The organism is Aulosira sp. FACHB-615 (assembly GCF_014698045.1).
In the GTDB taxonomy this organism is placed as follows: Bacteria; Cyanobacteriota; Cyanobacteriia; order Cyanobacteriales; family Nostocaceae; genus Nostoc_B.
In genome coordinates, this window is the sequence record NZ_JACJSE010000004.1 from 523,870 (window position 1) to 539,572 (window position 15,703).

At 43.0% G+C, this 15,703-nt stretch carries 13 protein-coding genes; 6 read left to right on the forward strand and 7 right to left on the reverse strand.

All coding sequences use genetic code 11. The features are described from left to right. Positions 1–36 precede the first annotated feature (36 nt). Positions 37–936, reverse strand: coding sequence for a 2-carboxy-1,4-naphthoquinone phytyltransferase (gene menA, locus H6G77_RS09475; protein WP_190591198.1), 900 nt, complete (start codon positions 934–936; stop codon positions 37–39). A 646-nt stretch (positions 937–1,582) separates the two neighbouring features. Between menA and H6G77_RS09480 the strand changes: the two genes are divergently transcribed. Further along, a complete protein-coding gene (locus H6G77_RS09480; protein ID WP_190672070.1) occupies positions 1,583–2,998 on the forward strand; it encodes an isochorismate synthase MenF in 1,416 nt (471 codons plus the stop codon). 402 nt (positions 2,999–3,400) lie between these two features. Here the strand turns inward: H6G77_RS09480 and H6G77_RS09485 are convergent, their stop codons facing one another. Beyond that, positions 3,401–7,270: a tetratricopeptide repeat protein gene (locus H6G77_RS09485; protein WP_190871425.1), complete on the reverse strand. Its 3,870-nt coding sequence runs from the start codon at positions 7,268–7,270 to the stop codon at positions 3,401–3,403. A gap of 198 nt (positions 7,271–7,468) precedes the next feature. Here H6G77_RS09485 and H6G77_RS09490 point away from each other — a divergent pair, with 198 nt between their 5' ends. Genes H6G77_RS09490 through H6G77_RS36205 form a run of 3 tightly spaced genes read left to right on the forward strand, consistent with a single transcriptional unit; the run spans position 7,469 to position 8,365 of the window. Next, positions 7,469–7,843 carry a type II toxin-antitoxin system HicB family antitoxin gene (locus H6G77_RS09490; protein ID WP_190591192.1) on the forward strand — a complete coding sequence of 125 codons (375 nt, stop codon included), beginning with the start codon at positions 7,469–7,471 and terminating at the stop codon, positions 7,841–7,843. Beyond that, complete coding sequence (locus tag H6G77_RS09495; RefSeq protein ID WP_190591190.1) at positions 7,843–8,268, forward strand: type II toxin-antitoxin system VapC family toxin; 426 nt, start codon at positions 7,843–7,845, stop codon at positions 8,266–8,268. Before H6G77_RS09490 ends, H6G77_RS09495 begins: the two co-directional genes overlap by 1 nt. Continuing rightward, positions 8,243–8,365, forward strand: coding sequence for a hypothetical protein (locus H6G77_RS36205; RefSeq protein WP_277880557.1), 123 nt, complete (start codon positions 8,243–8,245; stop codon positions 8,363–8,365). Before H6G77_RS09495 ends, H6G77_RS36205 begins: the two co-directional genes overlap by 26 nt. A gap of 37 nt (positions 8,366–8,402) precedes the next feature. Here H6G77_RS36205 and H6G77_RS09500 read toward each other — a convergent pair whose 3' ends face one another. The 3 genes from H6G77_RS09500 to H6G77_RS09510 all read right to left on the reverse strand — a co-directional run bounded on the left by H6G77_RS09500 (position 8,403) and on the right by H6G77_RS09510 (position 12,205). Next, on the reverse strand, positions 8,403–9,026 hold the full coding sequence (locus H6G77_RS09500) for a heme-copper oxidase subunit III (RefSeq protein WP_190591188.1): 624 nt from the start codon (positions 9,024–9,026) through the stop codon (positions 8,403–8,405). 269 nt (positions 9,027–9,295) lie between these two features. Beyond that, positions 9,296–11,056 carry a cytochrome c oxidase subunit I gene (gene ctaD, locus H6G77_RS09505; RefSeq protein WP_190871426.1) on the reverse strand — a complete coding sequence of 587 codons (1,761 nt, stop codon included), beginning with the start codon at positions 11,054–11,056 and terminating at the stop codon, positions 9,296–9,298. Positions 11,057–11,134: 78 nt separating this feature from the next. Then, positions 11,135–12,205: a cytochrome c oxidase subunit II gene (locus tag H6G77_RS09510; protein ID WP_190591185.1), complete on the reverse strand. Its 1,071-nt coding sequence runs from the start codon at positions 12,203–12,205 to the stop codon at positions 11,135–11,137. 407 nt (positions 12,206–12,612) lie between these two features. Here H6G77_RS09510 and H6G77_RS09515 point away from each other — a divergent pair, with 407 nt between their 5' ends. Further along, positions 12,613–13,569 carry a heme A synthase gene (locus tag H6G77_RS09515; protein ID WP_190871427.1) on the forward strand — a complete coding sequence of 319 codons (957 nt, stop codon included), beginning with the start codon at positions 12,613–12,615 and terminating at the stop codon, positions 13,567–13,569. 450 nt (positions 13,570–14,019) lie between these two features. Then, the gene (locus H6G77_RS09520; RefSeq protein ID WP_190591181.1) at positions 14,020–14,973 is read left to right on the forward strand and encodes a heme o synthase; all 954 of its coding nucleotides are present in this window, start codon (positions 14,020–14,022) and stop codon (positions 14,971–14,973) included. A gap of 96 nt (positions 14,974–15,069) precedes the next feature. Here the strand turns inward: H6G77_RS09520 and H6G77_RS09525 are convergent, their stop codons facing one another. Next, a complete protein-coding gene (locus H6G77_RS09525) occupies positions 15,070–15,396 on the reverse strand; it encodes a type II toxin-antitoxin system RelE/ParE family toxin (protein WP_190591179.1) in 327 nt (108 codons plus the stop codon). Further along, positions 15,380–15,667 (reverse strand): type II toxin-antitoxin system Phd/YefM family antitoxin, encoded by a 288-nt coding sequence (locus H6G77_RS09530; RefSeq protein WP_190591177.1) that lies wholly within the window; start codon positions 15,665–15,667, stop codon positions 15,380–15,382. Before H6G77_RS09530 ends, H6G77_RS09525 begins: the two co-directional genes overlap by 17 nt. Positions 15,668–15,703 lie beyond the last annotated feature (36 nt).

Genomic DNA, 15,703 nt, shown 5'->3' on the forward strand with positions numbered 1-15,703 from the left:
GCGGTTAATTATTCTTTTCGTACCTCTGACGACTCATCACCCAATAAAAAACCCTACACCTAAAAACAAACAACTCCAGAAATGCACAGCCACCGCGATAAATTTACAATTGCTAACTTTGTCTGGATAGTTGTGATTTTCTTGGACGTGGCGACATAATTTGAAAGCGGATGGTAAACTCAACCAACTCAATAATGTCCAGACTGGGAAGATTCCCAAAATCACCAACAATAAAGATAAAGGATAGATACTGGCGGTAAACCAAACTAAAACTTTTGCACCGTTGGCTGTACCTAAACGCACAATTGGCGATCGCTTTCCTGCGGCTATGTCATCCTTAACTTGGTGAAAGTGTGAACAAAACAAAATTAAGCTAGTTACAATCCCAACAATCACCGAAGCTGTAAAACTAGCCACTGACCAAGTTTGAGTTTGGCTGTAATATACCGTTGGCACTAACAAAGGCCCAAAGGCAAAAAAGCAGAGAATTTCGCCTAATCCTTGGTATCCTAGCCGAAAGGGTGGCCCTTGGTACATATAACCCAAAGCACAAGCCACTAACATCATGATGATCACAGTTGGGTCTTGTTGCCAAGTAGCGATCGCGAGTATTCCTAACAACCCAATTACCAAACACAGATTTGCTAACCAAAATATTAGTGACTTCTTCCCCGTTAAATTCACTAGAGAATGATGTTTATTTTTATCGATTCCTGTTTCAGAATCAAACACATCATTACTCAAATTTTCCCATACCAGAATTAATATTGCTGCTCCTAAAAAAGTTAAAAATACTGTTGTATTTAAATTCTTGGTTTCGGCAAAAGCAATTGCTGTTCCTATCCAGATAGGCATAATCGCCACACTGTACATTGGTGGTTTAATTGCCGCCATCCACAGCTTATTTTTGGAATGTGAAATCTGCTTGGTAGTCATTAGTTAATATTGATTGCTTATCAAAATAGAATCCAGCCTATAGGAATCCGGTTTGATTTCTGAATTTATTTGTGTAGGTAGGGAATAGGGAATGGAGAGTCGGGAGTAGGAAAGAAGCCTGATCTGAATGTACTGATTTTTTTCAGAAATCAAATATGAGTCCTATATAGCCATATTAAATGATTTACAAACATCTCTCTACCTTGTCTACCCCCTCCTCCTTGTCTCCCTTGTCTCGGTTATTCACACATCAAATATGACTGCTATATCTTGGGGTATGAATCAATAATTTCAACCCTCAAGAAATCTCAAAACTAGTTGTCTAGAATTAATAACTGGCTTACATCCCCACCAATTAATTCTGCCTCCTGAATCCTGACTTCTGAATTCTTATTTAATTATTTTACCCAGTAATTAGCCCTGAATAGTCAGCACTTTTTTGAACTGATTAACCATATCCTTAGTAAAACTTATTCTTTAGTTGCAGGCTGAAACTGAGCATAGATTGTCAGCGTTTGGTAATACCTAAAACAAAGCAAACTATACTCTGGTGAAATGTCGTCTGAATATGTTACCTGTAGAAATAGACCATGATTAATTACACTTTAGGAAGATTACTTAAAAAAAATTTACTATTCCTAGATCCATGACAGTTTCACCATGTCGTAACAACTTCTTTGTAACGCACAAAGACATATACCAATTTCTGTTAGCGGTTCAAGAAAATTGCCTCACCAATAATTGTCGGCAAATTGTGAGTATTTCCCTAGAACTCGACTGGGTTGATCCTTTAGTTGTATTAGATAAACTAGCGCAAGCAAATGAAATAAATTTTTACTTTGAGAATAGAGGTAAAGGCGAAGCGATCGCCGCGATTGATGCTGTCACAAAATTACAAATTAATGGGCAAGACCGATTTAATCAAGCAGAACATTTTATCAAAAGTTGTCTAAAAAATATAATTCCTTTTGGAGATATTCACAAACCTTTAGCAAGCCCCCGTTTTTTTTGTTACTTTAGTTTTTTTAACCAAAATATTCAAACAGATTATCCTTTTCCTTCCGCGACGATATTTTTACCGCGCTGGCAAATAGCTGTAAAAAATCAGGACTGTATCTTAGTCGCTAACCTATTAATCACAGCCAACACCAATTTAGATAAAATTTGGCATGATTTATGGAGTAAAGTCGAACTAATTAATTCTTTAGAATATTTCTCACCTAAACTTGACTTTTTCTCAACCCACTTGAGTAAACAACCTGTAACGCAAGGTACAGCATTTAAGCGTTCTGTTGTTTCGGCTTTAGAAAAAATCCAAGCTAGTCATCTCAGCAAAATTGTTTTAGCAGATGCTTTAGATGTCCGGGCAAATCATCAGTTTAATTTATATAAATCATTAGATAATCTCCGACAAATTCATCCTAATTGTTATGTTTTTTCCACCAGTAATGGTAAGGGACAAAACTTTATCGGTGCAAGTCCAGAAAGATTAATTTGTATTCAAAATCAACAATTAATCACCGATGCTTTAGCGGGTTCTGCGCCACGGGGTAAAACACCAGCCGAAGACGCGGCGAATGCAAATCGCTTACTCAACAGTGAAAAAGAAAGACACGAACACTCATTAGTCATTGATTTTATAACTCAACGCTTATCACAACTAGGATTATCCCCCCAAACATTACCGCCACGTCTGCGACAGCTATCTAACATCCAACATTTATGGACACCCATTAGCGCCACCGTTCCCCCTCACGTCCACCCCTTAAAAATTGTGGCGCAACTGCATCCCACACCAGCCGTTGCTGGCGCAGCGCGAGACGTGGCTTGTGCAGAAATTCGGCGTTACGAAAGCTTTGAAAGGGGTTTATATGCTGCGCCTCTGGGTTGGATAGACTCGCAAGGTAACTGTGAGTTCATTGTGGGGATTCGTTCGGCATTAATTGATGGCGATCGCGCTAGACTTTACGCAGGTGCAGGTATCGTCGCCGGTTCTGACCCCGATAAAGAATTTGCTGAAGTCCAACTCAAACTCCAGGCGTTATTGAAAGCGTTAGTTTAGTCATTGGTTATTGGTCATTTGTCATTAGTTCTTTGTCAGTACAAATGACCAATAGCTCTAAGTTGTGCGATCGCTCTGAAAACCTGTCATTGCGTTCGCGTAGCGTCTCGCAGAGAGGAAGAACGACGTAGGCGTAAGACTTCCCGCAGGGTAGCAATCGCCAAAACTACGGGATTATGCGATTACTTCGCTCCGTTATCACTGCGCTCGTAATGACAATTTAAGGAGGCTATAACGTCTGAAACCCTTGTAGCTACCACTTGTGTGTACACCGTAGCCTTTTTAAGGGGGTCGCCGTAGGCGGGGGGATCTAAATCTAGGATGAGTAAAGCTTTATCCGAAAAGTATTGACTCGACGATTAGATCCCCGACTTCTTGAAGAAGTCGGGGATCTGGAAAAACTCAAAATCGCTCAAATAACCACTCATCGCCAACAATCGCCTCTAGCAGTTGCACCAAACGCGGGATAAAATAATTAGGGTCATTTAACCGTTGCTGCACAAACCAAGCATCAAAAGCTTGCGGTTCAATACCTTGAGCAGTAGCCGCACTTGCTAAAATATCAAAACTGCGCTGTTTCAACTCCTCTAACTGCGGATGCTGATCACCGCGAACTTGACAGAGAAACATTGCAACTGCACCTAGCAAAGCTTTCATTTTATCGTCTGCTCTTAATAGCTTATACATACTATTAATCGTAGTTACGGTATCCGCTAAGGGTGTAGAAATTCGCAGGCATAGCCATACAGCTTGAGCAAGGTAGATAACTCCCTTTGTTTCATCAGTAACCCCTAAGTTACCCAATGTGGTAAATAAATCTACGTAAGCATGGACTTGTCCAAGGATTTGGGCTGCTTGCAGATTTAGTTCTAATTGTTTTGCTTTATCTCCCCTTTTTCTTTCACAGTAAGCCATGCTGTTTAAAGTCGCGGCTTTCCCTTGGACATAGTTGATGCTTTCATAAATTTTCTCAGATTGGTGTAATAATGTGAGCGCACTGGTTATGTCTCCCTGTTTAGCTTTTAAAAGAGCTATTTCATGTAAAGTCGCGGTTTTATTATGAAGATCATGAATACTGTCAAAAATTTCAAAACATTGTTGAAACTGTGTAAGCGCACCAGGTATGTCTCCTTGTTGGGCTGTTAAACGAGCCATTTCGTGTAGCGTCGTCGCTTTCCCTTGAAGATCGTGGATGCTTTCAAAAATTTCAAAAGATTGTTGGAACTGTGTAAGCGCAGTAGGTATATTTCCTTGTTGGGCTGTTAAACGAGCTATTTCGTGTAGCGTCGCCGCCTTCCCTTGAAGATCGTGAATACACTCTTTGATATACAAAGATTGTTGGAACGATGTAAGCGCACCAGGTATGTCTCCTTGTTGGGCTGTTAAACGAGCTATTTCATGTAGAGTTGCAGCTTTACCTTTGACATCATTGATCCTGTCAAAAATTTTCCCAGACTGCTGGAAAAATCCAATTGCACCAAATATGTTTCCCTGTTGTGCTACTAAAGAAGCCATGTTGTTGAGAATTGTGGCTTTTTTTGTTAAATCATCCTCTGGGCAAAGTTCTAAAGCTCGTTCATAATGCGTCAATGCTTCCTTGACAAAGCCCAAAACTACTTCCGCCCTAGCAATTGTTCCTAAAATCCGGTAATCTTCACCCAATTGCAGAATTTCTTGGCATAGTTCCCACGCTTCTATATATCGGCTGTTGTTGACCCAATAATTTGCAATGTTATCTCCCACACTAACAGCAATTTCTTTTTCTTCTGCTAACACTGCTAACCTAACTATTTCTCGTGCTTGTTCTTCATTCTTGTTATCCAATTCTTCCCACCAACTGCGGTAAATAATCTGCGTCGCTGCTTTTTGCGTGGTTTGCCATTCTTCTTCAGTTAATAGCGGTTGCAGCAAGGGTGCTAAAATCGTCGTCACTCGATATTCTGGCGTTTGCTTGGCGTAAGTCGTCCCTGATTCCACTAGGCTGAGGCTAATTAACTTGGGGAGTGTACTTCGGCTGCGCTCAGTAACCAGGGAGTTTACTTCGACTTCGCTCAGTAAACGGGGGGTAGGGAATGGCGAGTTTACTTCGACTTGGCTGTGGCTCACTTCAACTTGGCTTTGGCTCACTTCAACTTGGCTGTGGCTCACTTCGACTTGGCTGTGGCTCACTTCGACTTGGCTGTGGCTCACTGAGCGAAGTCGAAGTGAGCAAACAGAGTTAATAATATCGATTGTCACCGGCAAACGAAACACACTCAACTGAGCGAGAAACTTTTTCTCCTCATCCTCCAAAGCATTTAACAGCGTTTCTGCCAAAATATTCTCTCGAAACTTAAGCTGTACACCCTCCAACTTTGTCAACAATTCTTCTTCCGCTACATCTGGTAACTGCACTACTTCCACCAACCACTTCAACAAGCGCGGATTTCCATCAGCAATTTTGAGAAGGCGCTGCTTTTTCACTTGCAGTCGCACATCCCCATCCAATTGCCAGTAAATTTTATTAATATCCGCCTCACCCATCGCCGCTAATTTTTCCAAATGCAGACGATGGGGAGGTAAGGTATTTTCTTCCAAATAACGACAGGTGACAATCAACCGACTTTCCGCTTGATTTTCTGCCAACGCTGCACACAACGCGGCTAACACATCATAAGCAGCCGTCGTCATCCGCAAACTACCATCAGCCACATTCTCTTGGGGGATATTCTGCTCAAAATCATCCAAAACCAACAACACAGGCTTATCGTGTTCGTCTTCTATCGCTTCAAAAAAGTTCTGCAACCGCCCTTTAAACGAAATTCCCGGTTGATTTAACAAAGCTGGTACACCTGCAAACCGTTCATACTTACTCGCCAGCTTGTTAATTAACCCTACCTCATCCACCACCCCAATCAACACCACCCGTTCAAAATTCGGGCGTTGCGCTTGCACCCGCGTACACAACCGCGCCGCCAGGGAACTCTTACCCAAACCCCCCATCCCCGCAATAAATACGCCGATATCATCGCTAGTTTGTTTTAACGCCCGCATTCCCCGTTGTAATGCTTTTCGTCGCCCGACAAACTCCCCATGACTAGCAACTTTAACGATGTTATTTTCATCCAGAAATTCACTTTCAGGCGGTGTAAACTTCAACTTCTCCCGCTTTTTAGTATTTAGCGGTGTCACTAACTCCCCAATAGCGCGACTATCCCGATAAATTCGTAATAAATGCCAATCACTGCGTTCTTTAGCAATCATCTCTTGCTGTGCAGCTTTGACAGCATCTTCCACCGTCGCCCCAGTCGCCAAAGCGTGATAAAGTGCCTGAGCCGCAATAATACCAGTTCTATCAAATACTGGACGCGCCCAACCCAAAACTACACCCGCACCCGCTTTCACTAAAGCCTCCGCCATTGAAGGGACTGTTCCTTGGTTGGCAATTTGCCCAGTATGACAGCCAGAGAGAAACACCACACGCGGAAAACGATTTTGAAAAGCTTTTGCTAAATCATCAACGGTAGTAAATTCTACTTTTCCTTCATCATCTTCTGTGATGAAGCAGGGAGTATAATCCTTAATTTTGCGACCTTTAGGCAGATAACGCCCTAACTCTGCTTCTGTAAAAATTACCCCGTGTCCCGTCAAATGGAACACATCAAAATAATCTTTTGCCTCTGACTGAACTAAATTCCCCAATTCAATAACGGAGCCACTTTCCTCGACAATCAAAGCTAAACGCTGTTCTTTCGTCGCTGTGAGGATATTCTTTTCTTCTTCCTCAAATTGTAGCGGTACAATACCAGGATGTTCTGGTGAAGTCGCCATAAACAACAGCCGCAACGGCCGATTTTGGACATCCAAAACACTAGTATTTCTTTGCTGCACAGTCCGCACAGGTACGGGTGCATTATGTCTTTGCAGTAAAAACACTGTGCCATCATGTAACAATTCCCAAGGCAAATGTGCCAAGCCTAACGCCACTTTCTGCGTTTGGGGGTTTAAACTTTGTGCTTCACTGGTTTGAATTAAATCTAAATATATGCGCCCTTCATCTGTCTCATCTAACGCCCTCCTTAGCCATCCTTCCTTACCATCCAGCCAAGAATACAGTTCACGCCCAATATTCCGCAATTGTGCGGTGTCATCCAGTTTTTGAGAGTAATATTTTTCTTCACACAGATTAATTAAACTGGCTAACTTATCAGCATCTAGACGGCGTGTACCGTAATTGCAGCGCAATTCAAAAGTTTGGTTTTGGCTAAGAGCAAAGGTGAAGGTGAAAGCCACGGTTACTTAAGTAGTGACTATAGTTACTGTTGCTATGATATCGCGCGATTTTGGAAAGTTGCAGCAGAATATTGTAAAAACTAAGATCCCCGACTTCTTAAAGAAGTCGGGGATCTCAATCTGAATTTATGTCAAAATATGAAAATAAGACAAATTACAATAAAAATTTCCTCACTCTACATAATTGGGAAAAACTTTATGACTACTAATTTAAACAACAATGAAGTAAATAACTTATCCAAACTCAATTATTCTGTATTAATAGAAGCAAAAAACAATGGATATCAAGCCACAGTTTGGGGTTTACCAGACTGTCAGGTATTTGCAGCCACGCGGGAAGATGCACTAAATAATTTACATACACTGGTGAATAGTCGCTTAAAAAATGTCGAAATAGTTACTCAAGAAATAGAAACACCTTCAGAACATCCTTGGATGAAATTTGCAGGAATGTTTAAAGATGACCCACAATTTGATGATATGCTGGCAAATATCGAAGCATATCGACGCGAATTAGATGCAGAAATGGCAGAATATTACCGCCAATTGGATGCAGAACAAGGCAAAGAATAATGAGTTTGTGGATATTAGATACTGATTCTGTTTCGCTTTTCCAAAATGGACATCCTCTTGTTAGCCAGCGTGTGAGTCAAATTGCTCCTGACAATATAGCCGTGACAATTATTACTTTTGAAGAACAAATTCGCGGTAGATTTAATGTCATTAGGCAAACTAATTCTTTAGATAAATTAGTAATTGCATACTCCAAGCTACAAGCAACATACAATTATTTTAATAGTATTAACTTACTTACCTTTACCCAAGAAGCTGCTAATTGTTACGCGCGATTTTTGCAGCAAAAAATTCGGATTGGTACACAAGATTTAAGAATCGCCGCAATTGTAATTGCGAATGATGCGATTTTAGTAACGCGAAATCAGCGTGATTTTTGCCGTGTCCCTGGGTTACGATTTGAAGATTGGACATTGGGAAATTAGTGCGATCGCACTAATTCATCAATTTACACCGAATGCGATCGCTTCCGCTACATCTCCTCAGTCATTAAAAAAACCCCCAATGGGGGTTGATTTTTAAGTTATTCGCGTGGAGTGAACAACTTGCTAATTAATACCTACAGAAGATACAGCAATCCGAATAAAATAATCCAGATTACGTCTACAAAGTGCCAGTAGATTTCTGCGGCTTCAATACCGAAGTGTTTTTCATTACTATAATGGCCGGGAACGCGCGATCGCCACAACACTGCCAAAATTGCTAAAACACCGATAGTAACGTGCAGTCCGTGGAAACCAGTCAACACATAAAAAGAACTGGCGAATAAATTGGTGGTTAAACCAAATTCTAGGTGCATATATTCATATACCTGCCCCGCCAAGAAAATCGCCCCCATTGCGGCGGTGATAGCTAACCAAATTCGCGCACCTTTGGCATCATTCTTTTTAATCGCCGTATCAGCATTGTGCATCACAAAACTGCTGGCAATTAGATTAACGGTGTTGACTCCAGGCAGCAATAATTCTAACTCTGGAGTACCCGCCGGCGGCCACACAGGTAAAGTGGAACGAAAAGCTAAATAGGCCCCAAACAAGCCCATAAAAATCATCCCTTCAGCCACCAAGAAAACAAACAAACCAAACAAGCGATGATCTGGATGTGCTTCGTGATGATCAACTGTGGCTGCACTGTGATGATGATTAAGTTCGGTTTTAGCTGGGTCAATGGTTTGACTTTGCATGAATTTTTATAAAGTGTGAAGTGTGAAGTATGAAGTATGAAAAATGCAGTTTGGCTAAGAGCTAGGAAATTGTGAGCGTGAGACTGCTAAGAACATTGGAATTACCCCACCCTAACCCTCCCCTTGGAAAGGGGAGGGAACTAGAGTTCTCTTAATCCCCCCTTTATAAGGGGGGATTAAGGGGGGTAATTCGACTTATATGTACAGCGTATTGGAAAATACCCAGTAAAAATCCTCATCCCTAGCCCTTAGCCTCTAGTCCCTAGCCTCTAATCCCTAGTCCCAGAAACACGCTGTTCCAAGTCAGACTCAATGGTGGGATATGGCTCATCAGGATCAGCACGGAGTACTGAGTTGGGGCCAGCCGATAATAAAGGATTGGGATCGGATAATGGCACACCTTCGGCCGCTCTTTCTAAGCCGTAGTCGTAAGGCCCTGTAGCCAATACGGGGTATCCCTCAAAATTTTCAATTGCTGGTGGGGAAGTTGTCATCCACTCTAGGGTAAGCGCCCGCCAAGGATTATTACCAGCCTTCTCGCCATACAACCAACTCCAAATCACATTAATAATGAATGGAAAGGTGGAAACAGCAAGTATGTAAGCGCCATAAGTACAAATTTCATTCAGCAGCGTGAATTTGGGGTCATACTGAGCGACGCGGCGGTTCATCCCCATCATCCCTAGCTTGTGCATCGGTAAGAAGGTCATATTTAGACCCACAATGGTCAGTGCAAAATGCACCTGACCCCAAAATTCGTTGACCATTCGTCCCGTCATCTTCGGGAACCAGTGATAAATAGCGGCAAAAATCCCCAACACGCTACCACCAAACAAAACATAGTGGAGGTGCGCCACGACAAAATAAGTATCGTGAACGTGAATATCAAAGGGTACAGCCGCCAACATTACACCACTGATACCACCAATTACGAAGGTACCAACAAAACCAATGGCAAATAGCATAGCGGAGTTGAGTTGGATTTTACCGCCCCACATGGTTGCTAACCAACTGAAAATTTTGATCCCTGTGGGTACAGCGATGATCATCGTCGTGATCATAAAGAACATCCGCAACCAACCGGGAATACCACTGGTAAACATGTGGTGCGCCCAAACTATCAGTCCCAAAAAGCTAATTGCCAGGGATGAGTAGGCGATCGCTTTATAACCGAAAATTGGTTTACGAGAATGTACGGGGATAATCTCAGAAATTGCCCCAAAGAAAGGCAAAATCATGATGTATACCGCCGGATGGGAGTAAAACCAGAACATGTGCTGGTAAACTACTGGATCACCGCCACCAGTCGGGTTAAAAAATGTTGTCCCTGCTAATAAGTCAAAGGCCAGCAAAATCAAACCGGCGGCTAAAACAGGAGTTGACATCAACACCAGTGCTGATGTCGCAAACATCGCCCAACAAAACAAGGGCATTTGATGTACTCCCATCCCTGGAGTCCGCATCTTGATTAGGGTGACGAGAAAATTAATCGCCCCCAAAATCGATGATGTACCCAGCAACAGCACACTCATAATCCAAATCCCTTCACCCACCTGGCCTGTCACCAAGCTCAGAGGCGGGTAGGAAGTCCAACCAGCATCCGGCGCATCGCCTACAGCTAAACTCGCCACCAGCATTAAACCCCCAACAGGGATCATCCAAAAAGCCACAGCATTCAATCTGGGGAATGCCATATCCTTAGCCCCAATCATCAGGGGAATCAAATAATTGGCAAACCCCGCACCCGCCGGCACAATCCACAAGAAAATCATGATTGTGGCGTGCAGTGTAAATAAACTGTTATATACTTCTGGTGTGACAAAATCGACTTCTGGCGTACGTAGTTCTGTCCTTACCAAATCAGCTAAAACACCACCAATGCAGTAAAAAATGAAGGAAGTGACTAGGTATTGAATCCCAATCACCTTATGATCTGTGCTGAAACTAAAGTAGTCTCGCAATTTTCGCTTCCCTGGCTCATCAATCAGCACCGGGCTATTGGCAGTTTCTTGTATTTGGGCTTGTGTCATAGGAGTTAGTTGTTCAGTTATCAGTTATCAGTTGTCAGTTATCAGCCTGTTTACTGATCACTGTTGACTGTTGACTGACTAATGGTGAATTTGATGTAAAGTTTCTGGCTTAATTCCCATTTCTTTGATATATGGGGCGAGAAATTCGTCGGGAGTCAGATTTGCCGGATTCACAGCAATGGCTTGATTCATGGTTTCATGACTTGCCACCAACTGCTCTTGCATCCATTTGTCAAAATTCTCTTGACTTTCTACAACTACTTGGGTTCGCATCGCGCCGTGGTAGGGGCCACAAAGTTCTGCACAAATCAGGGCATAATCGCCGACTGTTTTGGGTGTAAAGCGAATTTCGCTTTGTCTACCAGGGATCGCATCTTGTTTCACGCGGAACTCTGGCACCCAAAAGGCATGAATCACATCGTTAGCGGTCATATTGACCTGCACTTCCCGCCCAATGGGAACGTGTAACTCCCCTGTGGTCACTCCGGTGTCTGGATAGGTAAAAATCCAGGCATATTGCAGACCTGTGACATTGACAATTAAACTCGCTGGCTGACCTGCTTTGTCAGGACTAGCCCCCAAAGTTGGAGCCACACTACCAACACCAGGAGCATCAACCTTTTGGGGAATTTGATCAGCATTGCGGACGGCGGCGGTGGCTGGGTCTTGCATCGCCTCATCAGATTTTGCTTGATTGAGGTTGGCAGGAGCTTCTGTTAAAGTAGCAGCGAGAGCGGCTCCTGGCATATTCATCGAACTTTGATTCATCGGCGCTTCGTGAACAGCGTGGGGATCGAAGCCACCGATGTCGTTATAAACTTCAAAGCTATAAACAGAAATACCGATGACGATAATGGCGGGGATCGCCGTCCAGAGGATTTCTAGCGGGACGTTACCTTCCACTGGTGGCCCGTCTCCTTGATCACCAGGACGGCGACGATATTTAATTACAGAGTAGATTAAAGCACCTTCAACAAGCAAAAATATACCGACGGAAACGGTCATCATCGAGTTAAATAAACCATCAATTAAGACGGCTTCATCTGAGGCTGCTGTTGGCAACAGACCGTGATTCTGACCGTACCAAAGACTGGCTAACGTCAACCCGATGCCAATCAGTAATGTCCAGATGGAACTTGGAATTTTCACGGCTTACCTAGAATTAATTGACTACGTTTTTTTAAAGCTGCCCACTTACTAAGGTAGTCTAGGCTATTAAACAAAAAGCCAAATGGTCTGAAATTTTTATTAATTTTTTCAGCCACTTTCCTATTTCTGAGTAAAAGAGATTTATTAGATACTGACAAGGATAAATAGTAATTACTGGAAAAATTTAAGAAAAACTTTAGGTTAGTAAAATTGTTTGTCAACTGTCTATTACACACATCTTAAAAAATACCTAAAGCTTCAGACTAAAACCATCTGAAGTGATTCAAAGTAATAGGTGAAACTCCATCTCGAAACCAAGTTGTATACGCTAGGGTGGAGATGGGTTGGTACGGAAAAATTAAAAATTTTAAGAGAGCTACTACCAAGATCGGCAGAAGGAATCGTTCATGAACGAATTTGTCCTAAAACAACAAAATGATGCGGCAATTGAGCAGCAAAAGCCAAAAGAAATGATTCGTCGCTTGGTGTGGCGTATGGCTATAGCCACGTTGATTTTAATGGCTATTGGCTCTGCCACCCGTGTAATGAATGCCGGACTTGCTTGCCCAGACTGGCCCCTATGCTACGGGGAACTAGTACCAGCCAAACAAATGAATCTCCAAGTGTTTTTGGAGTGGTTTCACCGATTGGATGCAAGCTTGATTGGTGTAAGCGCGATCGCACTTGCTGGTTTATCTTGGTGGCACCGTCGTTCTTTGCCTGTCTGGTTGCCTTGGGCTGCAAGCTTCGCCCTGTTTTTAATCGTGTTTCAAGGCATCTTAGGCGGACTCACAGTCACCGAATTGCTGCGGTTTGATATCGTTACCGCCCACTTGGGAACAGCACTGTTATTTTTCACCACCCTACTAGTCGTCGGTACGGCTATAGCTCCATATCAGGGAACTGGCAATGTCGGTAAGTTGCCCTGGATTGGTTTAGCGGCGGCTATTTTGGTGTACGTGCAGAGTGTACTGGGTGCGGTTGTGGGTTCTCGCTGGGCGCTACATCAATGCTTTGGTACGGCTGAACTCTGCTCTGTGATGTACAGCCATATTTTTGGTTTAGTCCCGCCAACCGTCGCCACCTTAGCCGTAGTGTTAATTTCCTGGCGCACACCAGCCCTCCATCCCGCTTTGCGGCGACTGGCAAACATGGCTGGTGGTTTGTTAGTTTTACAAATTTTGTTGGGAGTTGCTACTTTTCGCTTGCATTTGCAAGTCGAGCCGTTAACTGTCTCTCATCAAGCTGTAGGTGCGGCTTTGTTGGGTACTTTGGTGGGTTTTACGGTTCTAGCATTGCGTGACTGGGCTGCTAATCGTGAAATCAGCAGTTTGTCTAACCCAGCTATCAGCTCAAATCCCTAAATTAACCTTTTGGGGATAAACTGATGCGATCGCTACGATGACTCTTGACTAATGGTGATAGGACATTAGCCATGAGTCATTTACCAATTCACTGCATCTCCAGTAACTAGTAGGACTTACGCACAAAGATTATTCGTGGAGATTGGGTGTAAGGGTGAAAGGGTTTGGGGCTTCGCCGTGAGCGTCAGCCGAACGGTGTAAGGATTTTGAATAAGTACACCCCCATACCCGTGAACCCCTACACCCTCGCCAAAACCCTTGATTTTTCGTTTTGATGCCTAAGTCCTAACTAGCACTGGTGAAAGTCTACAGATACTTGGCTGTGCTGAAGTTTCTCAACCACTAGCAACTTTTGGCGCTTCAAACAGAGAAACGGCAAGGTTAAAGATTCTCACCCAACCAAGCCAAGACTAGACACACATTGTTGACAATTAAGGAAATAGAACCAAGATGATTGAGACTAATGTCTCTCGCCACCACGAAACATTCCTCCAGGTAATTCAAAGCTATTACCAACTAACAAAACCTCGCATTATTCCCTTGCTGTTGATTACCACGGCTGGGAGTATGTGGGTTGCAGCCAAGGGACAAGTAGACCCGTTACTGTTGTTAGTCACTCTGACTGGTGGTACTCTGGCAGCGGCCAGCGCCCAGACAATTAACTGTATCTACGACAGAGATATTGATTATGAAATGGAACGGACGCGCCATCGTCCCATGCCTTCTGGGAGAGTCCAGCCAAGAGATGCACTGATTTTTGCAGCCGTTTTGGCTGTACTTTCGTTTACCCTACTGGCTGTGTTTGCTAATTTATTGGCAGCTTGTCTAGCATTCTCTGGCATTGTTTTTTATGTACTGATTTATACCCATTGGCTCAAGCGTCACAGCACTCAAAATATTGTGATTGGTGGGGCGGCTGGTGCAATTCCGGCTTTGGTTGGTTGGGCGGCTGTGACAGATACTTTAAGCTGGGCAGCATGGTTAATTTTTGCCATTGTCTTTTTATGGACACCCCCCCATTTCTGGGCGCTGGCGTTGATGATTCGGGATGACTACGCCAAGGTAGGCATCCCCATGCTCCCGGTGATTGCAGGTGCAACAGCCACAGTCAAACAAATTTGGTATTATACCCTAACTACAGTCATCGCTACGTTGTTGTTGTTTTATCCCCTGCACGCCAGTGGGGTTATTTATGCAGCGATCGCAGCTGGTTTAGGTGGATTATTTATCCGTAAATCTTGGTGTTTATTGCAACAACCAGAAGACCGCACTGTAGCCAGAGAACTATTTCTCTACTCCATCTCCTACATGATGCTGTTATGTTTAGCAATGGTGATTGATAGTCTACCCATTACTCATCATTTGGTGAGTACTGTTATTGCTCAGTTGCACTTGTTTAATTAAGGCAGACCAAAATAAATGCGATCGCACTAGGAGAATTAGGGGTGCGATCGTATTTCTCAACATTAAAATACTACTAAACAATAATTTTGATTATTTCTATAACTCCACATCATCTTTTGTCAAGTATTGTTGTGCAGTATGTCTAATTCGATAAATGTTCACTTCAGTTTCAGAGATTCCAAAAAGAATTCGGTAGCGGAATCTTTTCGATTTTCCGTAGAGCAATTGGCGAATCTCCATTCCTAACTCCTCACTTTCAGGAGTGACAGGACAACGAGCCGGAAAGCGTTCAAGCGAATCAATTGCATCAAGCAGTCCGTCAAACCACTTGTCAGCCAAATCTGAATCTTGTTCTCGAATCCAAAGATAGGCATTTTCCGCATCAGCTAATGCCAATGGAGAGATGTCAACGCGAAATTCCATGCTTTCTTCTTAAACCTTCTAGTGCTTCTTTAGCTGGAACTCCTTTTCCTTGCTCGATTTCCTGAATTCCTTGTCTGAGTGCAGCTACAGTTTCAGCATATTCTAAACGTTCCAAGAGCTTTTGATAGGCTTTAGCATCCTGGACAACAAGTTGAGCAGCACCATTAACAGTCAGGACGAGCGGCTTTTCGCTTTCTTCCATTTGTTGGATGTACTGTTTGGTGTTTCGCTGAAATTCTGAGAGCGAGTGAATGTTATTGAGGTCAATCATAGACTCAGCATGAAATTAACAGTTAATTTGATATAA